Here is a 24388-nt window from a genome sequence, read left to right on the forward strand (position 1 = left end):
GTAAAATAAGTAGAGGAGAAATAATTTATCAATCTACTGTGTATATTTGTTGCCATAGAAAAAAGAAATATGCTTTACGATATTACAATTATTGGAGGTGGAATTGTTGGATTAGCCACCGGTTTAAAGATAATAACACAAAGACCGGAATTGAAAATAGCAGTTCTGGAAAAAGAAACAGAAGTGGCTTGTCATCAAACGGGAAACAATAGTGGCGTTATCCATTCCGGCTTGTATTATAAGCCCGGAAGCATGAAAGCTAAAAATTGTATCAATGGTTACCATCAGTTGGTTCAATTTTGTGAAGAAAATGAAATTCCATTTGAAATTACCGGAAAGGTAGTGGTTGCAACAAAGAAAGAACAGTTGCCCCAACTCAACTTTTTAATGGAAAGGGGATTACAGAATGGCTTGAAAGGAGTCCGCGCTATATCAATTGAAGAACTGAAGGAGTTTGAACCCTATTGTCAGGGAGTGGGTGCCTTGCATGTTCCCCAGACAGGAATCGTAGATTATAAACGGGTGGCCATGGCCTATGAAAAGAAGTTTATTGCTTTAGGAGGAGTAGTTTTATTCAATCATAAGGTTCAGGATATTAAAGATTTAAACCAGTCCATTACAATCAATACTTCAGCAGGAGATATCGACACAAAAATTGTAATAAATTGTGCGGGTCTATATGTGGATAAGGTTGCCTCCATGCTTGAAAAAGACCCTTTACCTATAAGAATTATACCTTTTAGAGGAGAATATTTCAAGATCAAAAAAGAGAGAGAATACCTGGTAAAAAACTTGATCTACCCTGTGCCGGATCCAAATTTCCCATTCTTGGGCGTTCATTTTACAAGAATGAAAAAAGGAGGTGTGGAAGCTGGTCCCAATGCGGTTTTAGCTTTTAAAAAAGAGGGGTACAAGAAAACGGATTTTAATTTAAGTGAGTTTTTAGAGGCCGTTACCTGGCCGGGTTTACAAAAAGTAGCCGGAAAATATTGGAGGACAGGTTTGGGTGAATACAAGCGCTCATTTATTAAATCTGAATTTACCAAGGCATTACAAGAATTGATTCCGGACATAACCTCTGCAGACTTGGTATCTGGCGGAGCCGGAGTAAGGGCGCAAGCTTGCGACAAAGAAGGTGGATTGTTGGATGATTTTGCCATTCAAGAAACAGCCAAAGCAGTACATGTTATCAATGCCCCTTCACCAGCCGCTACCAGTGCCCTATCTATTGCCGATAAAATCACTGAGCTTGCTTTACAAAAGGTTTGACAAGAAGGTTTACACGCATATTCTATTGCTCCAATTATATAACACGGTATTGGTAGCCCATTAATTTTTCACGAGGAAAAATTAATGGGTTCGATACCGATAATTACTAATATTTAAGCAATACTTACTTTCTCTAGGAGTAAAAGATTTAATCTCTATAATCTTTAACATCAGCTATCACAGCATTAGTGGCCGTTTTAAATTCCTCCTTATGGGCATCCAGGCAGGAATTAAAATTACCCTCTTCCATCAATTTTTTTCCTTCAGACAATATATGAGACAAACGTTGAAGTCCAAAAAGTCCTAAAGTTGGTTTAATTTTATGCCGAGCCAGTTTGATGCTATTGGAATCCTTGTCTTCAATACCTTTCAGATAAGTAGTTTCAAGTTCTTCAACAGCAATTTCTATGGCATCTAGCAATTGGTTTCGGAAGTCTAAATCATCCTCAACCATGTCTTCAATTTTTGTGAAATCAATATTAGTGTAATTTTTATCCATAGTTGTCAATTAGTTGAAAACTAAAATTGCCTAGTCATTAAATTAATTAAACGACTGAATTAAAAAAACGAATATGCCAAGATATTTCTAGGTTTAGAAAAATTTTGAAATAAATCAAATGCTGCATACTTACGCTACTACAATCTAGTCCGATTAATTTACATTACCGCTAGACATGCTGCCTGCTAAAAAACCTGTGCTCCAGGCAGCTTGAAAATTATATCCTCCTGTAATTCCATCAACATCTATAACCTCCCCTGCAAAGAATAGTCCTTTTACCAATTTACTCTCCATAGTGTTGGCATCTATTTCATTTAACGACACCCCACCAGCTGTTACAAACTCTTCCTTAAAGGTAGTTTTTCCTGAGACTTTTAAAGAAAATCTCAATAAATTTTCAATCAATTTATTGATTTTTTTCTTGTTGGTTTCTCCCCACCTAACATCAGCATTGATTTCAGCTTTATCAACTAAAAACTCCCATAATCTACTCGGTAAAGCGAATAGTGGATTTTTATCAACTACCTTTAATGGATGATCTCGCTTAAAGGCCAATAAATCAGCCCTTAACCCGTCTTCTGTAAATTCTTCACGCCACTTAATTAACGCTACAGCCTTATACTCCTTGTCGTGAAGCCATTCCGCACCAAAAGCAGAAAGCTTTAATACCGCAGGCCCACTGATTCCCCAGTGAGTTATCAATATTGGGCCTGAATATTGCAATTGGCTCCCTTCAAATCGAATGTGTCCATTGGGAACACTTAAGCCTTTTAGGTGAATAATTTTAGAAGTTGGAGCATTGAAGGTAAATAGTGATGGAATGGGAGGATGTATGGAATGCCCCAGCTGCTGTATCCAAGAATATCCTTCTTTTTTAGGCTTTCCTCCGGTACAAATCACCAATTTATCCACATGAATATCCTCTTTTCCGGGATTCAATAAAAACTTCCCATCAATCCTCCTTACCTCTTGTATTCCAGTTTTATATAAAACTTTAACTCCATTAATTTCCGCTGCTTTTTTTAGTGCTCCTATTATACTGGATGAGCTGTTACTTACAGGAAAAACCCTTCCGTCTTCCTCGGTTTTTAAAGGAACTCCTCTGCTTTCAAACCATTCAAATGTATCCTTGGAATTAAATGCTTTAAAAACTTTTTTCATGAAATTTTTACCCCTAGGATATCCTTTCAGAAACTCAGAAGGTGAACCTGTTCCATTGGTGACATTACATCTTCCACCCCCGGACACCAAAACCTTTGACAATACTTTATTGTTTTTTTCAAATAATAAAACATCTGCACCATTTTTGGCAGCTTCGATTGCTGCAAAAAATCCGGAGGCTCCTCCCCCAACTATTCCAACCTTTAATTTCTCCAATTTTCTAAATCTGCTTACAATTATCGCTTCTTATTGGTCAATGATCCCATGATTCCTCGGGTTAACTCTCTAAAGAAAGTCCTTCCCAACTGTCTTACCATGGTATTTTTACTCAAGGCTTCAAAAAAACTTTCTTTTTCCTTAGCAGATGCTTTCCTTTTGCTCCTCGATGGGGCCTCTTTCTCCTGATTTTCAGGTGCTGCATTGTTTAACTTTTCGTCAAGAATTTCAAAGGCACTCTCCCTGTTAATTGGTTCATTGTATTTATTGACCAATTTTGAAGCTTTAACTTGTTGGTCAATCTCCTCCGGACTTAAAATACCCATTCTAGAGACAGGTGCCCTTAGCAAAGTATGCACCAATGGGGTTGGAATACCTTTTTCATTCAATACAGTAATCAATGCCTCTCCAATTCCCATAGAGGTTAATACCTCAGAGGTTTCATAAAACGGGGAAATAGGATAATTTTCAGCAGTTTTATTGATGGCTTTTCGATCTTTTGCGGTAAATGCCCTTAAAGCATGTTGCACTTTGAGCCCCAGTTGTCCCAAAATCTCATCCGGCACATCAGTTGGTGTTTGGGTACAAAAAAAGATCCCTACCCCTTTTGAACGAATCAGTTTCACTATGGCCTCAATTTTCTCAAGCAAATCCTTACTGGCATTGGAAAAAACCAAATGGGCCTCATCAATAAAAAGACAAAGTTTTGGGGCTTCTTGGTCTCCTTGTTCGGGAAAGGTCTCGTAAATCTCCGAAAGCAAACTCAACATAAATGTAGAAAACAATTTAGGTCGGTTTTGGATATCTGTTAATCGAATAATGGATACCACTCCACGACCGGATTCTTGTCTTACAAAATCTTCCACCTCAAAAGAACGCTCTCCATAAAAGTTTTCAGCCCCTTGCTGCTCAAGCTCAATGATCTTTCTAAGAATAGTATTAACAGAATTGGAAGAAACAGCCCCAAACTCCTTGGTAATTTCTGCCTTGCCTTCATTGATGGCATACTTTAATATGGATTTAAGATCCATTATGTCAAGCAAAGGAAGATGCTTCATATCGCAATACCTAAAAATCAATGACAGAATTCCGGATTGCGTATCATTTAGATCTAGAATCTGGGACATCAAAACAGGCCCAAATTCTGATACAGTAGCCTTCAGCTTGACACCTTTTTCATTGCTAATTGACATCAACTCTACGGGTAGGCCCGTGGCTTCATAGGGCACCCCAATACTAGCACATCTTTTTTCTATATGCTCATTGTTAGATCCGGGACAGGCCAAACCGGTAAGGTCACCTTTTAAATCCATCAAAACTGAAGGTATTCCTTTTAAAGAAAGTTGTTCGGCAATGACTTGAAGGGTTTTGGTTTTACCCGTACCAGTAGCTCCGGCAATTAAACCATGCCTATTTAATGTCTTCAATGGGATTTTTACCTGAGCACCATTAAGGGCTTGCTGATCAAGCATTCCGGTACCAATAATGAAAGCGTCTTTTTTAAAGGTATAGCCCAGGTTTATATGTTCCTTAAATTTGTCTATTTGTTCCATCAATTTGTCATTAATATAAAAAAACCTTAATGCAATAGAAAAAATTGCATTAAGGTCTCAATCTAAAGAAATAGGTGCAAATTGGTTTTGCAACAGCATCTCCAATCTTTAGGTTTATCACTATCGACCACTAAATACAAATTAATTTTTATTCAGGATCTATCCTTTACTTCAAAACCGCACTACTCTTTAAAAATAAATAATTTTATTGAATTAATGGGTCACAACGGGATCCAAATTTTTAGCTTGTTCTATAAAATCTGTCACTCTAGAAAGAGCCGGAACAGCATTGGTCAAGTTTTTGGCTTCATTGGTGGATACAAGCGCTTGATGTAAATTTTCGGCATTCCTGTTTCTCAATTCTTTAACCGTATCAACACCTGCAGCTTTTAACAATTCAGCAAATTGACTGGCAATTCCTTTAATTCTAAATAGATCAGCCATATTGACCCAGTTTAGAATTATTTTTTCATCAATCCCACTTGCAGCAGCAATATCTTTACGACCACTTTTAGAAGCACCTTTTTCAAGAAGTTTCTCTACAGTTACTATTCCGGCAGCAGAAAGTTTTTCTTTGTTAACCGGACCTATACCCTCAATTTTAGTAATAGAATGTGACATAATAATTTAATTAAGTTTATTGAATAAAAGTATTATTTAAATAAGCCTCCCAGACCTCCTTTGAGTAAATCTGAAGCTTTATCTGCTATGGCCTTTCCGGAAGATTCACCTAACATTTTTACCAAATCAGTTTTATCTAAATCCCCACTTTTAGTACTGGATATAGCTGAAATTATTTTAGGTAAAACAAAAGAAGCAATAGACATGGCCATTTCTGGGGAAACGCCCAATTTAGATGCATAACTACCAGTTAAATTTCCTAAAATACTCTTGAACATGGGATTCTGTGTCAATCCACTCCCCTGATTTAGCATTCCCAGAATCCCATCTAAATTACCTCCGGTTGCTTCTTTAGAAATACTTTCAAACAAACTACTTTTGGTGGTGCTAACGGCCTCGGAAGCTTTACTTTGATCAAGCCCGAATTTTTGAGTCAATCCTGAAATTAGTTCAGGTGACAGATTCTCTAAAAATGAAGAAATCATATGTATATAGTTTAATAGAATTTAATAATTGAATCTGTAATTTATAAGTTTATTTTGTACTTTAAAAATATTCCTATTTTTTGTCAAAAATCATTAGGTGATTATAAAGTAAAATTTTCATTTTCCTTAAATAAAACAAATTCATTTCAATTTTTTCAATTATCAATAACCGTTCCATTTTTTATAAAAGAGGAAAGACTACCAGCTAAAATTCGTTGAAATGAAGCGTTTTATACCTATAATGAAAAACTTATTCAACCATTTCATCTTAAAATACACTACCAATTGATTCAAATTAAGCACTAAATAAAATCTTAATTTAATCCAATAATTACCTATATTATATTGATACAATTAACTATTTTAATCTACTAAGAATAAAAGACATCGCAGAATATTACTATTAATTCTCCCGTTAATATTCAATTTTTATTAATTAATTAGAAAAAAATTTATTGCCACTCATATTATTCCATTCTGAAACAATAATCCCTTATTATCGAAAGAAATCCCAAACTTTAAGCTTTAAAAAAGTAGCAAAACAGTCCATCAAATGCTGAATAAATTGGATAAAAACCCATAATATGTAAATCCAAAGGAAAGTTTGCTACTCGAATAATTTTAAAACCAGATTCAAAGTGATTAATTTTCTGAGAAATACTTATTGGTTAAAAAACATTAAAGTTTAATTCTAAAATTGAATTTTACCTCAAAGGTATTTACTTTGCCTTCCAGAAGAACACATAAAAATGAAAAAACACCCTTTCCTGATTATTTTATTTCTATTAATTACTATTGGACTTACACAACCCATTAGTATTTACGCACAAAGCCCAAGTTTGGGAACTACATCAGCAATGATGAGCAGGGCAAATACAGCCATGGAGAATGGGGATTATACCAAAGCCAATACTATTTTTAGAGAAATCATAGAAAGCAACCAGCCTATCCCCGCTGAAATGCCTTATCTCTTTGCCAAAACATTGTTTGCCTTGGGCCAATACCATAACAGTCAAAACTTTGTCAATAAATACTTGGACTTGAATGGTTTTAAAGGAAGCTATTACAAACAAGCCAAAGCGCTACAAAACCAGTTGGTAAACCCCTTAGCAGAAATTGTTTCATGCCAATATTGTGATGCACGTGGTTATAGATATGGAACCTGTGAAACTTGTCATGGAGAAGGAAAATCAGAACAAGCTTGCTCTCTATGTAAAGGTAGAGGAGTTATTGGTTGTAGCAGGTGTGCAGGAGATGGGTTGGTGACAAGGAAGAATGTTTTCAATATCCTGGAATATTTTGAATGCGAACGATGCTCAGGAAAAGGAAGATTAACCTGTACTGCTTGCCATGGCAGTTTGGTGGAAGTTGATACCTGCCCGGTTTGTGAAGGTACCGGTCATATCCTTACAGAAGAACTTTGCGACCATACAGCACCTGAAAAATAATACATCCTATTTCAGTCATTTTTATATACTTTAATTTTAAAACAACTTAAATAATTGTTCTTAAATAACTGGTAAACAATTATTTATCATATATTGGTTAAAGTTCAATTTACTTGAGCTTTATTTAAAAATTATAGAACATAATAGCATTTAAGCGAAACTAGATTCCTTGTAAATTTAAATCAATGGCTTTCAACTTAAGCATGAAAAATTGAATGTAATTAGCAATTTTACAGGGAATATTAAGGTAAATTGACAACTAAAAGCAAAGTCTCATTACCTGTTTATGATGGAAAAATACCGATCAAAGGAGGACAAATAGAATCATCAATACCATCTTTTAATAATTCTGTATTAGACTTGGCCTATCCGGTAAATCATAATTTTCGTTTTACTTAACCGGAGAATAGCATTACTATAATTTACATGTCTCCTATGATTACTCCCTATACAGTGAAACCTAAAGCCATTTAGAGCTTTAGACTAATCAAACCTAGGGTTAATAGGTGAAATGAACAAAGTACCAACAGCCCCATCGTCCTAATTTATTATTACATTGTATGAGGACACAATCTTGATTAATAAGTCATTAGCATTCATTAATTCAAGTTCAATTTATTTGAACTGAATTCAATAGTCATATACAATAAATCTCCCAACCAAGCTTTATGTTTGTAATTTGCTCAACAAGTTAAATAGAAACAGACGCCAATCTTAAACACCTGATGTATAGCTATATATTTATTAATTAAACCATATTTAATCTCATTAAATGAAGTTCAGTAGTTGTGTTCAGAAACAATTAGATAAAAAATTTACCCTCTTGTTATATCGTAGTAAACGCATATTTTTTGTGGAGTTAAGATGACATATAGAATTGATATACAGGCACAAACCTAAAGTCAATTCACTTAAATACTATTCAAAAACAAAAGGGAGGTAGAACTTTTAATGCATGAAAAAAAGGCCTGAATAATCAGGCCTTTTCAATTTGAAAATCATACAAAAGATGATTTATCTACAATACTTTTTCACTGATTCCTTTGCAGGTTCATAGTTATTGGTAACTGCAGATTTAAAATCCTTACAAGCATTAGCTGTCTGATCGGTAGCTACATATAGCAAACCTCGATAGTAATAAGCTTGACCATTCGTAGGGCTCATCTTAATGGCAGTATTGTATTCCCTAATGGCTTCCTTAACATTACCCAATTTGTGCATGGACCTGGCTTTTAGAAAATATGCCATGGAAGGAGCTCCGGATACAGATACTGCATGATCTGCATACATCAAAGCCAGTTCCGGTTTGTCATTGTTATGGTACAAATTGGAAAGACTGAGAAGAATTTGCGTGTTTTTTGGCTCTTGTTTCAATGCACGCTTGAAGCTGTCTTCGGCTTTTTTGAAATCATCGAGCTCTTCATGGGCCCTACCTTTGTTGTACAATACCTGCACATTGTTGGGTTTGGTCTCCAGATAGCTGGTATAAGCAGCTATGGCTTCCTGGTATTGTCCATCATTATAAAAGGCATCCCCTTTATTGGAAGCGCTATTACCACAGGCCACCAAAAGACCGGTCAATAAAATAATGCTTAATAGGTTTTTAATCGAAATCATAAATTAAAATAAAATTATACGGCTACACTGTTATCTCTGAGTGCATCATTGAGAGAAGTTTTTAAATCAGTAGAAGCCTTTCTTTTGCCAATGATTAGGGCACAAGGAACTTGGAACTCACCGGCATTAAACTTTTTATTTAATGTACCTGGTATAACAACCGATCTTTCAGGAACATATCCTTTGTGTTCCACAGGCTCATCTCCCGTTACATCAATGATCTTAGAACTGGCGGTTAGGGTTACTCCTGCACCAATAACAGCTTCTTTACCGATCCTAACTCCTTCTACAATAATGGCTCTGGACCCTATAAATGCACCGTCTTCAATGATGACAGGTGCGGCTTGAATAGGTTCCAAAACTCCTCCAATACCAACTCCACCGCTAAGGTGAACGTTTTTGCCTATCTGGGCACAAGAACCGACAGTAGCCCAGGTATCCACCATGGTTCCACCGTCTACATAAGCACCGATATTCACGTATGAAGGCATCATCACCACTCCGCTAGCAAGAAACGCGCCATATCTGGCAACCGCATGAGGAACGACTCTAATTCCTTGTTTGGCATAATTGGTTTTTAGGGCCATTTTATCATGAAATTCAAAAGGTCCAACCTCTATTGTTCTCATTTTTTGGATAGGGAAATAAAGAATTACAGCCTTTTTCACCCAGTCGTTTACCTTCCAAGAACCGTCTGACACAGGTTCTGCTACTCTAACTTTACCATTGTCCAAGTCTGCAATCACCGTTTTGATGGCTATTTGAACATCTTTTTCCTTCAATAGATCCCTGTTGTCCCAGGCTTTTTCGATAATATGCTGTAATTCCATAAATTTAATATTAGCTTAGTTTGATTTTTCAATTTTATGCCTCAAAAACCCTCTATCATAATTGCTTCTGTCCTTAAACCGGTAGATGATTCCAGGATGTTATACAAGCTCGGATTTTCAATTCGTGAAACAAATAAATACGACCTTAACATCATAGGTTTTTCCTCAAAAAAAACGCCAAAGGTTGAAAATATTCGATTGGTAGAAATTTTTTCCGGCCCAAGAACAAACCTTTCTAGGCTTTTAGTTCCTTTTAAATTCCTTCGACAGCTTATTAAAATAAAGCCTGCAGTGGTTATTGTTACCACTTATGAATTGTTACCAATGGCCTGGTTAGCCAAGCGCTTTCTATCTTTTAAACTCATCTATGATGTACAGGAAAACTACGTAAAAAACATTGCCTACAACCTGACCATGCCCGCTTATCTTCAGGTTTTAGCCAAATGGCTTGTTGGCCTTTCAGAAAGGCTTGGCAGAAGCGCCATTGACCATCATATCCTTGCTGAAAAATGTTATGTTACAGAGATGCCCAACATCAAGAATTATACGGTCATAGAAAACAAAGCGGCTATTTCAAGCCCATTTAAACCTACATTTCGGCTTTCGAATCCAATCAGTCCTCATTTTATTATTAGTGGCACCATCACCCCTGTATATGGTGTAATTCCGGCCGTTAAGTGGTTTTTGAAGCTTAATGAAGCGCTACCAGAAGCCAAACTAAGTATTATAGGTCATTGTCCCCTAAATAGCTTTTATAAGCAACTAACAAAGGAATATGGAGCAGCAAAGGGCATCAACCTAGAACTCTCCGATCAACCCCTATCTGTAGCGCATATCAAAAGCAAGGTGATGAAAGCAGATATTTTGATGTTGCCCTATCAACTATTGCCCAGTATCAAGGATAAAATACCCACTAAACTTTATGAAGGAATTGCCCTTCAAAAAGTAATTCTTATGAGTCAAAATCCATTGTGGAAAAGCATTGTGGATAAGTATCCGGCAGGAATGTGCATCGATTTTCTGGCCACCAAGGAGGTGAATTCAGTGTGGAAAAGTCTGTTAAAGCTTGATTATTACCGCTTACAACCCGATGAAGACATCTTTTGGGAGGCTGAAAAAAGAAAATTTCAACAGTTACTGTTAAATATTACCTCCCATAATTAAAGGGAAAACGTCCAAATTGTACTTTTCCAAGGCCTACATTTAGGGCTAACTGTCTTCTTATTTAAAAAAATTAACGCTATTAACCATTGTAAATCAACGTTTTAAGTAATTTTTAGACATATCTAAAATATTTTGTTAGAGTGTCTAAAATTAGGAAAAAGATAAAAACACAGTTATCCACAGCTGATTTAGATTTAAATTAAACATTTTTTTAGACAAGTCTAAAACTTATATTTGTGAAAAATTAAGTCATGAAAAGTTTAAGTGCTGCAGAAGAGAATTATTTAAGGACCATTTATAAGCTAGTCACAGATGGACTAGAAAAAGTTTCTACAAATGAGATCGCAGCTGCTGTCAATACCAAGGCAGCATCTGTAAGTGACATGCTCAAAAAACTGGCAGAAAAGAAACTGATTGACTACAGGAAATATTATGGAGTAAGCCTTACGGAAGAAGGTAGAAAGACTGCCCTATTTATCATCAGAAGGTACCGACTCTGGGAGGTATTTTTGGTGGACAAATTAAAATTCAATTGGGATGAAGTGAATGCCATCGCAGAAGAATTGGAACATGTAAAGGCTCCCCTACTCGTCCGTCGCTTGGATGAATATTTGGGTTTTCCCAAATTTGATCCCCATGGAGATCCCATTCCGGATGAATTTGGGGAACTCAGTGACAAACCCAGAATTACACTACAAGAAGTGCCTGTGGGGCAAAGTGGAAAAATAGTTTCTGTTAGTGATACAAGTGCAAACTTTTTAAAGTACTTGGATAAGGTGGGAATTTATATTGGTGCCAAGGTACTGGTGCTTGAAAAAATAGAATATGATGGTTCACAAGAATTATTTATTGACAACCAAAAAAAGGTTTTTGTTTCCAAAGAAGTGGCAGCCAACATTCAGGTAATGCTCCACCCAAATTGATAAAGGGAACCGTTTGGACCGATAATGGGTTTCATAAAACCTTAGCATAAAGATTGCACGTTTAATTACAATACCTTTGACTAATTGGAATTGCAAAGGCTATGAACAAAATAATCTGAAAACCGAATTTGAAAGGGTAATATAAAACAATTCAAAAACCATGAAAAAAGTAGTTGGACTTATTGTGATGCTGGTTTTTATTCATCAAATCTCTTTCGCTCAAAAAGAGTCGATCAACTGGCATAGTTTTGAGGAAGTGATAGAAAAAACGGCAGCCACCCCTAAAATGATCCTTATAGATGTTTATACCGACTGGTGTGGTTGGTGTAAAAAAATGGATAGAAAAACTTTTACCGATCCCAAGGTCATTGAATATGTCAATGAAAACTTTTATGCGGTTAAGTTAAATGCTGAAAACAAAAAGAAGAAGTTTGAATTTAGAGGTAAAGAATATTCGGAACAAAAAATGGCTCGTAACATGAGGGTAATGTCTTATCCCAATTTTGTCATCATGGATGCCTCTATGGAAAACATTACCCAACTTCCCGGCTATAGGGAACCGGATAATTTTGTTAGCTCTTTGAAAACCTTACTCGAAAATTTCGAATATTAATGGCTTTACATTTTAGTCAAAAAGAAGATACTATTGTCGCTTTAGCCACGCCTCAGGGAGTAGGTGCAATAGCAGTTATACGGCTTTCCGGAAAGCATGCCATTTCCTTGGCCAACCAAGTCTTTTATGGAAAAGATTTGGAGCAACAAGAAAGTCACACCATTCACTTTGGAACGATTCGAGATGAAAAGCGAGTCATTGATGAGGTGCTGGTTTCCTTATTTGTTGCGCCTAAGTCGTTTACAAAAGAAAATGTAGTAGAAATCTCTACTCATGGATCTTCTTATATCATAAACCAAGTAATAAAATTACTTGTCCGGAAGGGGGCCCGCCCTGCCCTACCCGGTGAATTTACCCAAAGGGCTTTTTTAAATGGGCAGTTTGACCTGGCACAGGCAGAAGCTGTGGCCGACCTTATCCATAGCGATTCCGAAGCATCTCACCAAGCAGCCATGAACCAAATGCGTGGTGGATTTTCTGGAGAAATCGCCGAACTTCGCAATCAGTTGATCCATTTTGCTTCCATGATTGAGCTGGAACTGGACTTTACAGAGGAAGATGTGGAATTTGCCAGCCGTGATGATCTACGAGTTTTAGTAGAAAAGTTACTCCGTGTGGTGGAGCAGTTGATCAGCAGCTTTGACTTGGGCAATGTGATAAAAAACGGGGTGCCAACTGTGATTGCCGGAAAACCAAATGCCGGTAAGTCCACCCTACTCAATGCCTTACTCAAGGAAGAAAAAGCCATTGTTTCGGATATTGCAGGAACCACCCGTGATTTTATTGAAGACGAAATCAATATCGGCGGCGTGATTTTTAGATTTACCGATACGGCCGGAATTAGAGAAACCTCTGATGTGCTTGAAGCCATGGGCGTTAGTCGAACGCATGAGAAAATGAAGGCTGCATCACTGATCCTCTATCTATTTGATTTGGGAGATACGGACATGGTGGAAATCAGCAAAGACATCAACAAATTAGAAAATTTAGGGATTCCTTTCCTTAAAGTAGCCAATAAAGTAGACAAGGCCAATCCATTATTTGTCAACGAATTAAAGAAGGCTTACACGGACACTATTTTCATTTCTGCAGGAAAGAAAGAAAACTTGGAAAGCTTAACGAGTCGGATACTGGAGCTGGTAAATCTGGACAAGTTCAGGACGGGAAACACCATTGTCACCAATATTCGCCACTACGATTCACTGACAAGAACCCGCCAATCCTTGCTGGATGTTTTGACAGGCCTTGACGAAGAAGTAACCAATGATTTCTTGGCCATGGACATCCGTCGTTCTTTACATTTCCTTGGTGAGATCACCGGAGAGATCACCACAGACGATTTACTTGCGAATATTTTTAGCAAGTTTTGTATTGGGAAGTAAGCTTACTCCTTTTATACTTAATATTTGAATGAGGTACCTCAACTGGAATGCTTACATGGAGGTTTCCCAGATGGAATTCGAAAAAGCCCCATTACGTTTTCAGATACACAAAATGAAAACCATGATTTTCTCCTCTACCTTGCATTTTAATGATGATATATGAACATCTGGCATTACCGAAAGATTTCATTATTTATTTTTTTCAAGAATAAATCAAAAATTTCTACAACTGTCTCCAATCAGAATAAATTTTAGGGGAAATAACCATATGCCTGATATTTAAGCATAAAAAAATGTGCTTATTCAACTATATGGCTTGGAAAGTAGGCAGAAACAACTAAACAATAAATTAATTTTTTCTATTTTTTACCATTTAAGGTGTAAATTCACATTACCCCAGAACAGTTCCTAAATTGCTATATTTGGATATGGCCATGCTTATTAATGTGTGAAACAAGTTGAACTGGAGAAATTTGAGTGAAATTTACCGAACAACTTTTATGGAAAACAAAATCGAAATCTACCAAGGAAGTGATGGCCAGACTCAAATAGAGGTACGTTTTGAAGGCGACACCTTTTGGCTACCTTTGCAACAAATTTCAGAATTGTTTCAAAGAGATAAATCCGTTATTTCCCGGCATATAAAAAATATCTACAAAGAAGGTGAACTGATCAGGGATGCAACTGTTGCAAAAAATGCAACAGTTCAAATGGAGGGGAAAAGAGAAGTTGAAAGGGAAGTTGAATTTTACAATCTAGATCTTATCCTATCTGTTGGGTATAGAGTAAACTCCAAACAAGGTACTCAATTCAGAATCTGGGCAACCAAACGGTTAAAGGACTACCTTATCCAAGGCTATACAATCAATGAAAATAGACTTGCCCAGAAGCAACAAGAAGTACAAACCCTAAAAGATGGTATTCGAATTTTAAGCAGAGCAATTCAGCAAAAAGAAGAAGATCAAAATTTGGAGTTTGAATGGCTGAATCACTTTGCAAAAGGTTTGGAGTTGCTCGATGATTATGATCATGAGAACCTGGACGAAAAAGGATTAAGCAAAAGAAAAGCGACCTATCATGAATTATCAGATTATCAAGAGGTAATCAAATCCATGAGATCAGATTTTGAATCTGGTGTATTTGGAAAAGAAAAAGATGGAAGCTTTGAAAGTGCAATTGCACAAATCAGCAAAGGCTTCGGTGAAGAGGACTTCTATCCTACCCTTGAAGAAAAAGCAGCTACCCTACTCTACCTGATCGTTAAAAATCATGGGTTTGTAGATGGCAACAAAAGGATTGCTGCAGCTTGCTTTCTTCTCTTTTTGCAGTCAAATAAGCTACTTCATAATAGTGAAGGAATTTCGATCATTAGCAATGATGCACTTGCCAGCTTAACGCTTTTCATAGCATCCAGCAAGCCAAACGAAATGGACACGGTGAAAAAATTGGTGATTAGTGTACTGAACAGGAATCGTAATTAATCGGGAAAGTCAAGTAGAAAAGAATTATAAAAACCCAGCACTATGGCACACAAGAAAAGAGGACATATAACTGTTTCCGGTGAATGGGCCAAACATTTAAGAAATAAGAAGAAAAAGCTTTTTTGGAAAGGCGAAAGAAATGCAGGTAAAGAATTGGTTCGAATTGAGGTAAAGTTCGAAGGCACAGGCGATAGAAGCAAACAATAATTCCATTATAAGGAATTCACAAGTCAAGGGGAGAAAACAGGAGAGATTAAGAGAGATTACCTAAATGAATTGGACATATTTCTAAAATGCCATGCAATCTATATTCTTAGCCATTCAAGGACGATAAGTAAGTTAAATAGTCAATAATACTTTCACTAGCGTATGATAAATGAAGTCATCGAAATTGAATCGTTCAATCCATTTGAATGTCAATTTCCTAACAGAAAACTGATAACAAGAGAAACTTTAATCCTAATTAAAAATCTTCGTGCTGCGGGTCATAATGTAAGAATACTTCCAGATAATAATCAGCCCTTAGAAATTTTGTATAAAAAGGGCTTTTCCGAACTGTTTTCGGATGTCCTATTTTTGTATTTGTGTGGTAAGGCGGTCGACGTCGCCGTAAATGTTATTTCAAGTCAGGTTGAGAAACTTCTTGAAAGTGGTAAAAATGTTAAAACTGAGAACATCATTATTAACATTGACAGATCAACTAAAATTTATAATTATTTGGGGGAAAAAGTACTTACCAGCACTAAGAAGAAATTACTAGAAGAACGATTACAATTCAAACAAGAATTTGAGAAATGCTTCAATACAATCTCCCCTTTCCATAAATATCCAATCCCTATTTTTTTGGAACATAAGCCAAAAATTGTGGGATGGTGTCTCATATATGAAGATGAAAAAGGACTTGGAACAGAAGGAATTGTTACAGATAAAAAAGTTAAACGTCGCATCAGTCAAGGAAGACTTAAAGGGTTTAGCATCACTGGAATAGCTAAGCTAACTCAATGCTCTATTTGCAAATCCAAATTTACTGAATGCAATCACATTCCTGGAAATATGTATGATAACAAAGAATGTCTCAATAAGATCATAGAGGCTGATTTTATTGAAGGCAGTATCGTGAAAGAACCTATAAATCCTCAATGTTTGATAAACATGCAGTTGTAAGGCGAGAAAACTGTATTTCAGTCTAAATTGGAGGCCAAATTGATATTTGCAACTGATTTGTACAACCCCTGTACAACCCGAACTATATAAATATATTGAAAACCAATAGGTTAACACTTACTGTATCGGGAAATAAATCCACACTTCTTTACTTGACTTTCTTTGATTTCAATTAATAATCAGTTATTTATAGGTTTTTCATTTTCCTTTAATTGAGTTTAGGTTTACATTTGTTACAACTACTGTACAACTGACATAAAGAAATGAAGACTACTCTGAAAGAGAAAAAGCTCTCAAACGGAATGATTAGCTTTTATATCGAGTATTAAAAGGGCTCTACCACCGACATGAATGGCAAGCGAAGCCATATCCGAGCTTTCGAGTTTTTGAAAATTTACCTTCACCAGAATCCGAAAGATGCTGGTGAAAGAAAAAAGAATAAAGAAAACCGAAAACTTGCTGAGGATATCCTATCGATACGGCAGAGCAATTACATTCAGGGAAAATTTGAAATCAAAAACATTTCGAAGACCAAACGGCAATTCTTAGATTTTTTCACTGAGAAGATGGAAGAAAAATCCAACTCAGTTAAGAACTATGGAGTCTGGCAATCCGCTTATTTGCATCTTAAAAATTGCATTAACCCAAATTTTCTTTTTGATGAAGTTGACGAAAATTTTGTAAAAAAGGTAAAGCAATACTTTGAAGCAGAAGCACGAACTAAAAGCAACCTACCCCTATCCCAGAACTCCAAATATTCTTATTCCAATAAGTTCAAAGCAAGTCTGGGAAGTGCTTTTGATGATGGAAACATTTCCATTAACTTAGCTGCTAGGGTAAAAGCTTTTGAGCAGGCAAAAAGCCAACGAGAATACCTAACCTTTGAAGAACTTCAAGCCCTAGTCAATACAGATTGCAAATATCAAGTTTTGAAGACAGCTTTTATATTCTCCTGTCTTGTAGGATTAAGATGGTCTGAAATCAATACTTTGGTATGGGTGGAAGTTAGAGATGAAGGAGAAAATCTCTTTAGAGTAAATTTCAGGCAGGAAAAAATAGATGGCGTGGAACATCTCAATATATCGAAACAGGCAAGGGATCTCCTCGGAAATAGAAAGTCTTTCAAGGATCGAGTTTTCATTGGCCGGTAAAACCAAACCCTAAACTTCTAATTCCTACTTTATGGCTTTTGCTTGCAGTTATCTTCTTTATGCCATTATCCAGTATCTCAATACCACCTATTTCGGTTGGGCGTCATCATTGGTGGTGATGATATTTTCTATTGCCGAACTTGCCTTAGCCTCCTGAAGACGAATAGTATTAAGAAACAGTGTAGGATTGGGCAAATTTCGGATGAACCCATTTATCTGAGCCAAAGCTCTACTTGCTAATATAGTTTTTAACAAAATTGTCTTGGTCTTCAAATCTTTATTTGGAGGTAGAATTAGGGAGGTCATTGAATGGATCAGTTTTATCATACGATACTTTAAAGGTAAATTTCAGACTCGTTACTTAAAATCAGACAAAACACACCAGCTTCATCCCTTATCACACCAGCTAAGGTTCCAAACTCAGATAAATTAGTAATAACTCAAGATCTTATGGGAGAAATAAAGTCGTTGGGTATTACACAAATGAAACGGAAAAAAGTATTCATTATGGGAATATTATGACACCTCCGATGGTCAAATATCAAAAAATCAATCAACTTTAAGCAAACTAGAGACAGCGAAGAAATTGGTAATGCAAACCTTCAAACAAAATCAATCTTCGGAGAAAATACAGGAACAACAATGACAAAATTCACTACCTAACAGTGAAAGTGGACAAATTGATCCAGAACACACATTACTTGAACAAGAGTCAAAACAATTTGGGTCAGAAGATTCCAAAGAGACAAGAGAGAAACAATCAAGAATGAAATTCAGCATCTGATCCACGTCCAGAAGAAAACCAGGGCAGTTCTCTTCATACCTCATCTGTAATAAACAAAAATAAATAGGAAAAACGGTTTTGGGTGGTTCTTACTTTACCAACCCTACGAATGCGTGACAATCCAAAGTTGTGAAAATCTATTTATGATCATCTATACTTTGGCTAGTACCGTCTCATAAAAGGGGTGTCAATGGATTTATGTGATTTTAATCAATGAGATGAGTTTATGTGACTAAAAATCGGGGCCTTTAAAGGGCAGTGTCCTTACCTGAAACTGTTTCAACAAACGGTCGTTTTTGAGACAGCTTTAAAGAGGTATATGCCAAATTCCAACAAATTGACCAACGTACGCATGTTGGCATCGACGGAATCATTAAGTTGTTCGCAGCAGAACCCCGAAGACCTGTGGACAATTGCGATATAGACGCAATAGAGTTGTGGGTGGCGCGTATATGCAAGTGTTGACAGCCGGCAATCCGCTGAGAACTATTTTTAAATTTTATATACATAGAATTATGATGTGTCATAATTCTATGTATATTTACTTTATGAACTCAACAGAACTAATAAAAGGAACTCTTACAACCATCCTACTTAAATTACTTGATGAAAATGGGAAAATGTATGGCTATGAGCTAACTCAAAAAGTAAAGGAACTATCAGATAATAAAATATTAATTAAAGAGGGTTCCCTGTATCCTGCCTTGCACAAGCTTTTGAGTGATGGTCTTGTGGAAGTTGAGACAGTGAATGTAGGGAAACGGATTCGAAAATATTATTCTATAACAAAACAGGGGCAGGAAAAAAAGATCGCTTTATATAATGAGCTTAGTGAGTTTCTTAAGACAATTCAGCATGTTGTATTTCCTCATCAAAAAGCTTCTTTTCTATGATTTTAGAGGACAAAGAGGTTTCTTTCATAAAAGGGGAAATTGAAAAAAGTAAAATTTCTATTTCAGAACTTAAAGATGACTTGCTTGATCATTTTTGCTGCTTTATAGAAAACGAACTAAATAAAGGTAGTTCATTTGAATCTGCTTATGTAAAAGCCTTTAAGTACATATGCCCCAATGGATTTGATGAAATTCAAAAGGAAACTATTTATTTGTTAAACTCTAAAAAGATAATTACTATGAAAAAGATTATGTATTTCATCGGTCTTTTAGCCTCTATGAGCATGACCCTTGGGTGGTTATTTAAGTATTTAAACTGGAAAGGTGGAGGAGACATGTTAACTTATGGTATGATATGCTTTTTACTGCTCTTTTTGCCAATGCTAGCCATTAATAGATATAAAATGACCTTGGGTAAAGGTTTATCTGAAAATCTTAAAATCATTTTAGGCTTCAGTGGTGCAATTGTAACTGGTTTAGGTATCATATTAAGGACAAGCGGAATGCAATACGGTTCTTTAATAGTTGTTATAGGAACATTAATAATTGCATTCGGATTTCTGCCTTTCCTGTTTTTTCGAATGTACCGAAAATCAATAGAGCAGATTTAATTTAAATAAAAATGTACAGCTGTCATTCGTGTAGACGTCCTTGAGCCTTAAGCCCAAGGTGCACCTCTCACACTATCGAAGTGCGGTTCTTCCCAATAAAGATCGGGACAGGCTGTATATAGCGTTTCATCAAGCATAGAATAGTCGATCTTCACCAGCCATTCCATTACTTTTAAGATAAGGCTACACAAAGGGTCCAGTCTCACGATAAAAATCGGGACAAGCTTTCACTATTTCTGTGAGACCTCCATAATTATTATGGACACTTCCTCGTAGCTACTTAGACTGACTTGCAAACTAAAATTGAACTGTTCATTCAAAAACTTAAACTTAATCGCTACTGATTTCGCTACTAATTCAAAATAAAAAACCCTAACCATCAATATGACTGATAGTTAAGGTTTTGATCTATAGAGAGGAAGGGTTCAAAACCTTAATCTGTATGATTACTTCAATAGCTCAATAACACATTATAAATGAGTTATAGAACAACTTTCTATTCCTCAAGTGAACTACTTGGCGAAAAATTAAACCTACTTTGAAGATCGGACTGAAAATACGCCATTTCCAATTTTACCACAGTTTGTGGCAAAAATCATTTAGGGCTTCAATCTGTTATTTTTTTCTCATATTCAACCTGTTACAACGTGGAATAAGTTGATTCAAAAAGGAAATGATAGCGTCACAATTAATTTGAACTGAATTCATTAAATTATCAACTCCCGAATATTTCTGGGTAGTTCAACTGTTTTGGCTTTCCGAAGCTTTCAAATATTAACTTTTCCCTAATTAGTCAAAGGATTATAAACTTGTAACTTTTGGATCTGGATAGAAAATAAAGTCATTTTTGAATAAGAAAAAGAAAACCGATCAATGGAAAACCAAATCGAAATATACCAGGGAAGTTGACGGACAGACCCAAATTGAGGTTAATTTAAGAAAAAAACTGTTTAGCTCGATGCGCATGCTATAACTTCTATTTTTGATGTTCAACGACCTGCTGTAGTTAAACACATAAATAATATCTACAAGTCAAAAGAATTGGAATTAGAATCAACCTGTTCCATTTTGGAACAGGTTGCAGCAGATGGTAAAAAGCGTAAGATGAACCTCTATAATCTTGATATGATTATATCAATTGGTTATAGGGTAAATTCATCAATGGCAACTCTTTTCCGTCAATGGGCAACCAATCGGTTAAAGGATTATCTTATCCAAGGCTATGCAATCAATGAAAATAGGCTTGCTCAGAAGCAACAGGAAGTGCAAACCCTTAAAGATGGCATTCGGATTTTAAGCCGTGCCATTGAGCAGAAAGCACAAGATCAGAACTTGGATTGGTTAAACCAGTTTGCAAAGGGACTAGAGTTGCTTGATGATTATGATCATGAAAACCTTGATAAAAAGGGATTAAGCAAAAGAAAAGCAACCTACCCAGAAATATCAGACTATCAAGAGGTAATAAAATCCATGAGATCAGAGTTTGAGTCAGGTATATTTGGTAAAGAAAAAGACGGAAGCTTTGAGAGTGCCATTTCACAGATCGGCAAGGGCTTTGGCGAAGAGGACTTCTGCCCTACTCTGGAAGAAAAAGCCAACAAAGCATCTGAGCAATGCCACCTACAGCTGAAGGATTTTACTTTGATAAGGTAATGAAATTCGATTAAAATTTGCCATTTTTGACTATGTCAAACATTTCAGTTGAAGAATTAGCTCAATACCTTTTTCTCCAAAAAATCCGGATATAAAACAAAAAATGGGTTGTCTATTTATTTAATTGATAAATCGGTTTATACGGTGTACGATTTTGTAGTTGAAGAACTGGAATTTTCCTTCAATTTGATTTCCGAAGAAGAAAGTCTTCATGAATTCATTGAGGGGTTTAAGATCAAAAGTATCAAAAATTTTGAAGAATTAGGCTACAAAAATAGTTGGATTCGGTACCTCAACCGCAAAGCAGATATGGAGGTTACCCAAATAGAATTGGAGGAAGCACCACTAAATTTCCGATTGCATGGTATGAAAACCATGGTGCTTTCTGCATCATTACATTTTTTTGATGAAGTATATCAGCACCTGACATTACCGGGGGATTTTATTTCTTATTTTTCCAAAAATAAATCAAAGATTTCTACTGCTATGGCAAACCGATATAAATTTTAGGGAAAATTACCCTAAGCCTGATACTTAAGCAAATAGAAGATACAATCCATCGATATGATCAAAAAGATTTCAGAAATGTTGTATTTTTCTGTTGAGGTGCTTAATCATTCGAATTAACTGGACGGTAAGCAAGAAAAGGTTAAACTGAAAATAAGCATTATTTTTTTTCTCCTATAGGATGTCAGTTCATTATCACCCCGTTTCCTTAACGCAATAGAATTAAATCACATAATCCAATGAATCGAGAAAGGATCTGTAGGAGAGCATCTCTGTACATTTTTAAACCTTTGGTTGATATCATAAACCAACGGGGAACCTTTTCTTGCATGAAATATTCATGCAAAATTATTTCGTCTCGTAATAAAAGCCATAAAGACAATTCATGAAAAACCTTCAATCTTAAGGCTCCTTCCTTTAAGATTTTTGTATAATTTTACGCAATGCAAGACAAGTACTCCCTTTTAAGGCAACATATTGAAGAAATTGTCTCGATAACTGATGAGGAATGGCATTTTGTCAAATCTCATTTTGAATTTAAAAGCTATAAAAAGCATCAGTTTTTAATTCAAGCAGGACAGGCGGTAGATTTTGAGTATTGGATTATAAAAGGTTTGGTAAAAGCATATTCCATAGACGATAAAGGCAAAGAGCATATTCTTCAATTTGCTATGGAAAACTATTGGGTAAGTGATCATTGCGCTTTTCAGCATCAAGAACCGGGGACTATTTTTGTGGATTGCCTGGAAGATTCAGCGTTTTTCTGTTTGTCTTTAGAGAATAGGGAAAAGATTTGCTTTAAAGTCCCCGCAATGGCCAATTTTTTCAGGATTAAATCAAACCATGGTTATATTAACTTGCAACAAAGGATCCTTTCTTTGCTTACCATGACTGCCGAAAGCAGGTATGCCTACCTATTAAATAAACTACCCCAATTGGTTCAACGGGTTCCTAAAAAATTAATCGCTGCTTATTTGGGCGTTTCCCGAGAAACTTTAAGTCGCTTTAATAATTAAGCGTAAATCCTATCCCTAATTAAAATTGATCTACATCACATTAAATTGGTGATGTATGTCCTCGCACACCCCTTGGTTTTCATAGAATTTTGTATCGAACAATTAAATACAATTTACTATGAAAACTATAACAATACATCAAGGGAAATCAGTAACCAAAAAGAAAAGTCTACCAGCGGCATTATGGGCATTGACTATAAGTGCATTTGCCATAGGTACTACAGAGTTTGTAATTGTAGGTTTATTGTCTACAGTTGCAAACGACCTAGGCACCTCATTAACCTCAGCAGGATTATTAGTAAGTCTGTACGCCATTGGTGTTGCCATTGGTGCACCCATTTTAACTGCCTTAACAGGTAAAATTCCTAGAAAACAATTACTAATGGGTATAATGTTACTATTTATAATTGGTAACGGATTAGCAGCAATTGCACCAAGTTTTGAATTGCTTCTTTTATCAAGAGTGGTAACAGGTTTTGCACACGGTGTATTCTTTTCTATCGGGTCTACCATTGCAGCTAGTTTGGTGCCAAAAGATAAGCGAGCAACAGCTATTTCTATAATGTTTGCAGGTCTAACGGTGGCTATTGTAACCGGTGTGCCTTTAGGAACATACATCGGTCAGAATTTTGGGTGGAGAGCAACTTTTATTGGTGTAGCCCTTTTAGGATTAGTAGGTGCAATAGCTAGTATGGCTTTGGTTCCTAAAAACATCAAACAATCGGCTCCATTACGTCTTATAGACCAATTAAAAGTAATTAAAAATCCGTCTATTTTATTGGTATTAGCCATTACCGCATTTGGATACGGCGGTACCTTTGTCACTTTTACCTATTTGACACCTTTGTTGGAAGAAGTAACCGGTTTCTCTTCAAACATGACTAGTGTATTCCTTTTAATTTATGGTATTGCCATCGCGATTGGGAATATCATAGGTGGTAAAGTCTCTAACAACAAACCAGGCAAAGCCTTATTGGTAATGTTTGCTTTACAAGCCATAGTGTTGTTTGTGTTATACTTCACGGCTTCTAGTCAGATTTTTGCCATAGTAACCTTGTTTTTTATGGGAATACTGGCTTTTTCAAACGTGCCTGCCTTGCAATTATATGTGGTGAAAATGGCAGAGAAATACTTGCCCGGAACCGAAGACGTAGCATCTGCATTAAACATTGCGGCTTTTAACGTCGGTATTGCTATTGGTGCTTATGTAGGCGGAATAGTTGTAGAATCAAGCCTAGGTATTGAAGCTACTCCTTGGGTAGGTGGTATTCTAGTAATCGTAGGGTTCTTATTGACACTTGTCCTATTTAAAAAAGAAAAAATATAATTAATAAAGCGAACATACAC

The 24388-nt window shown here is 36.0% G+C and carries 25 protein-coding genes; 16 read left to right on the forward strand and 9 right to left on the reverse strand.

The window, feature by feature from the left end:
• Positions 1-69 precede the first annotated feature (69 nt).
• The gene (gene lhgO, locus Q4534_RS01470; protein ID WP_303611391.1) at positions 70-1269 is read left to right on the forward strand and encodes an L-2-hydroxyglutarate oxidase; all 1200 of its coding nucleotides are present in this window, start codon (positions 70-72) and stop codon (positions 1267-1269) included.
• A gap of 148 nt (positions 1270-1417) precedes the next feature.
• On the opposite strand, the gene Q4534_RS01475 is transcribed toward lhgO, so the two are convergent.
• The 5 genes from Q4534_RS01475 to Q4534_RS01495 form a co-directional block, all read right to left on the reverse strand.
• The gene (locus Q4534_RS01475; protein WP_303611392.1) at positions 1418-1768 is read right to left on the reverse strand and encodes a hypothetical protein; all 351 of its coding nucleotides are present in this window, start codon (positions 1766-1768) and stop codon (positions 1418-1420) included.
• 153 nt (positions 1769-1921) lie between these two features.
• Positions 1922-3145 (reverse strand): NAD(P)/FAD-dependent oxidoreductase, encoded by a 1224-nt coding sequence (locus Q4534_RS01480; RefSeq protein ID WP_303611393.1) that lies wholly within the window; start codon positions 3143-3145, stop codon positions 1922-1924.
• 20 nt (positions 3146-3165) lie between these two features.
• Positions 3166-4698, reverse strand: a complete 1533-nt coding sequence (locus Q4534_RS01485) for a helicase HerA-like domain-containing protein (RefSeq protein WP_303611394.1) — start codon at positions 4696-4698, stop codon at positions 3166-3168.
• A 213-nt stretch (positions 4699-4911) separates the two neighbouring features.
• Positions 4912-5319: a DUF4332 domain-containing protein gene (locus tag Q4534_RS01490; protein WP_303611395.1), complete on the reverse strand. Its 408-nt coding sequence runs from the start codon at positions 5317-5319 to the stop codon at positions 4912-4914.
• A 32-nt stretch (positions 5320-5351) separates the two neighbouring features.
• A complete protein-coding gene (locus tag Q4534_RS01495; protein WP_303611396.1) occupies positions 5352-5804 on the reverse strand; it encodes a DUF937 domain-containing protein in 453 nt (150 codons plus the stop codon).
• Positions 5805-6553: 749 nt separating this feature from the next.
• Between Q4534_RS01495 and Q4534_RS01500 the strand changes: the two genes are divergently transcribed.
• Positions 6554-7252, forward strand: a complete 699-nt coding sequence (locus tag Q4534_RS01500; RefSeq protein WP_303611397.1) for a molecular chaperone DnaJ — start codon at positions 6554-6556, stop codon at positions 7250-7252.
• A gap of 1014 nt (positions 7253-8266) precedes the next feature.
• Here Q4534_RS01500 and Q4534_RS01505 read toward each other — a convergent pair.
• Together Q4534_RS01505 and Q4534_RS01510 are read right to left on the reverse strand one after the other, a co-directional pair.
• Complete coding sequence (locus tag Q4534_RS01505) at positions 8267-8869, reverse strand: tetratricopeptide repeat protein (RefSeq protein WP_303611398.1); 603 nt, start codon at positions 8867-8869, stop codon at positions 8267-8269.
• A 14-nt stretch (positions 8870-8883) separates the two neighbouring features.
• Positions 8884-9699: a 2,3,4,5-tetrahydropyridine-2,6-dicarboxylate N-succinyltransferase gene (locus tag Q4534_RS01510; RefSeq protein WP_303611399.1), complete on the reverse strand. Its 816-nt coding sequence runs from the start codon at positions 9697-9699 to the stop codon at positions 8884-8886.
• Positions 9700-9735: 36 nt separating this feature from the next.
• Here Q4534_RS01510 and Q4534_RS01515 point away from each other — a divergent pair, with 36 nt between their 5' ends.
• The 8 genes from Q4534_RS01515 (at position 9736) to Q4534_RS01550 (ending at position 17577) form a co-directional block, all read left to right on the forward strand.
• Complete coding sequence (locus Q4534_RS01515; protein ID WP_303611400.1) at positions 9736-10863, forward strand: glycosyltransferase; 1128 nt, start codon at positions 9736-9738, stop codon at positions 10861-10863.
• A 251-nt stretch (positions 10864-11114) separates the two neighbouring features.
• A complete protein-coding gene (locus tag Q4534_RS01520; RefSeq protein ID WP_303611401.1) occupies positions 11115-11786 on the forward strand; it encodes a metal-dependent transcriptional regulator in 672 nt (223 codons plus the stop codon).
• A 160-nt stretch (positions 11787-11946) separates the two neighbouring features.
• The gene (locus Q4534_RS01525) at positions 11947-12399 is read left to right on the forward strand and encodes a thioredoxin fold domain-containing protein (RefSeq protein ID WP_303611402.1); all 453 of its coding nucleotides are present in this window, start codon (positions 11947-11949) and stop codon (positions 12397-12399) included.
• Positions 12399-13781 (forward strand): tRNA uridine-5-carboxymethylaminomethyl(34) synthesis GTPase MnmE, encoded by a 1383-nt coding sequence (gene mnmE, locus Q4534_RS01530; protein WP_303611403.1) that lies wholly within the window; start codon positions 12399-12401, stop codon positions 13779-13781. The genes Q4534_RS01525 and mnmE overlap by 1 nt, the downstream gene beginning before the upstream one ends.
• Before the next feature lie 500 nt (positions 13782-14281).
• Positions 14282-15262, forward strand: coding sequence for a RhuM family protein (rhuM, locus tag Q4534_RS01535; protein ID WP_303611404.1), 981 nt, complete (start codon positions 14282-14284; stop codon positions 15260-15262).
• A gap of 42 nt (positions 15263-15304) precedes the next feature.
• On the forward strand, positions 15305-15469 hold the full coding sequence (locus Q4534_RS01540) for a hypothetical protein (protein ID WP_303611405.1): 165 nt from the start codon (positions 15305-15307) through the stop codon (positions 15467-15469).
• Positions 15470-15631: 162 nt separating this feature from the next.
• A complete protein-coding gene (locus Q4534_RS01545; RefSeq protein ID WP_303611406.1) occupies positions 15632-16426 on the forward strand; it encodes a hypothetical protein in 795 nt (264 codons plus the stop codon).
• A gap of 347 nt (positions 16427-16773) precedes the next feature.
• Complete coding sequence (locus tag Q4534_RS01550) at positions 16774-17577, forward strand: site-specific integrase (protein WP_303611407.1); 804 nt, start codon at positions 16774-16776, stop codon at positions 17575-17577.
• Positions 17578-17664: 87 nt separating this feature from the next.
• On the opposite strand, the gene Q4534_RS01555 is transcribed toward Q4534_RS01550, so the two are convergent.
• A complete protein-coding gene (locus Q4534_RS01555) occupies positions 17665-17904 on the reverse strand; it encodes a Fic/DOC family N-terminal domain-containing protein (protein ID WP_368509145.1) in 240 nt (79 codons plus the stop codon).
• Positions 17905-18909: 1005 nt separating this feature from the next.
• Here Q4534_RS01555 and Q4534_RS01560 point away from each other — a divergent pair.
• A complete protein-coding gene (locus tag Q4534_RS01560) occupies positions 18910-19254 on the forward strand; it encodes a PadR family transcriptional regulator (RefSeq protein WP_303611408.1) in 345 nt (114 codons plus the stop codon).
• Positions 19251-19865, forward strand: coding sequence for a hypothetical protein (locus Q4534_RS01565; RefSeq protein ID WP_303611409.1), 615 nt, complete (start codon positions 19251-19253; stop codon positions 19863-19865). The genes Q4534_RS01560 and Q4534_RS01565 overlap by 4 nt, the downstream gene beginning before the upstream one ends.
• Positions 19866-19912: 47 nt before the next feature.
• On the opposite strand, the gene Q4534_RS01570 is transcribed toward Q4534_RS01565, so the two are convergent.
• Positions 19913-20071, reverse strand: coding sequence for a hypothetical protein (locus Q4534_RS01570; RefSeq protein ID WP_303611410.1), 159 nt, complete (start codon positions 20069-20071; stop codon positions 19913-19915).
• 835 nt (positions 20072-20906) lie between these two features.
• Between Q4534_RS01570 and rhuM (Q4534_RS01575) the strand changes: the two genes are divergently transcribed.
• The 4 genes from rhuM (Q4534_RS01575) to Q4534_RS01590 all read left to right on the forward strand — a co-directional run bounded on the left by rhuM (Q4534_RS01575) (position 20907) and on the right by Q4534_RS01590 (position 24368).
• A complete protein-coding gene (rhuM, locus tag Q4534_RS01575) occupies positions 20907-21518 on the forward strand; it encodes a RhuM family protein (protein WP_303611411.1) in 612 nt (203 codons plus the stop codon).
• A gap of 108 nt (positions 21519-21626) precedes the next feature.
• On the forward strand, positions 21627-22028 hold the full coding sequence (locus Q4534_RS01580) for a hypothetical protein (protein WP_303611412.1): 402 nt from the start codon (positions 21627-21629) through the stop codon (positions 22026-22028).
• A gap of 440 nt (positions 22029-22468) precedes the next feature.
• On the forward strand, positions 22469-23041 hold the full coding sequence (locus Q4534_RS01585) for a Crp/Fnr family transcriptional regulator (protein ID WP_303611413.1): 573 nt from the start codon (positions 22469-22471) through the stop codon (positions 23039-23041).
• Positions 23042-23159: 118 nt separating this feature from the next.
• A complete protein-coding gene (locus Q4534_RS01590; RefSeq protein ID WP_303611414.1) occupies positions 23160-24368 on the forward strand; it encodes an MFS transporter in 1209 nt (402 codons plus the stop codon).
• The last annotated feature ends 20 nt before the right edge of the window (positions 24369-24388 follow it).

The sequence above is a fragment of the Cyclobacterium sp. 1_MG-2023 genome (assembly GCF_030546805.1).
Taxonomy (GTDB): Bacteria; Bacteroidota; Bacteroidia; order Cytophagales; family Cyclobacteriaceae; genus Cyclobacterium.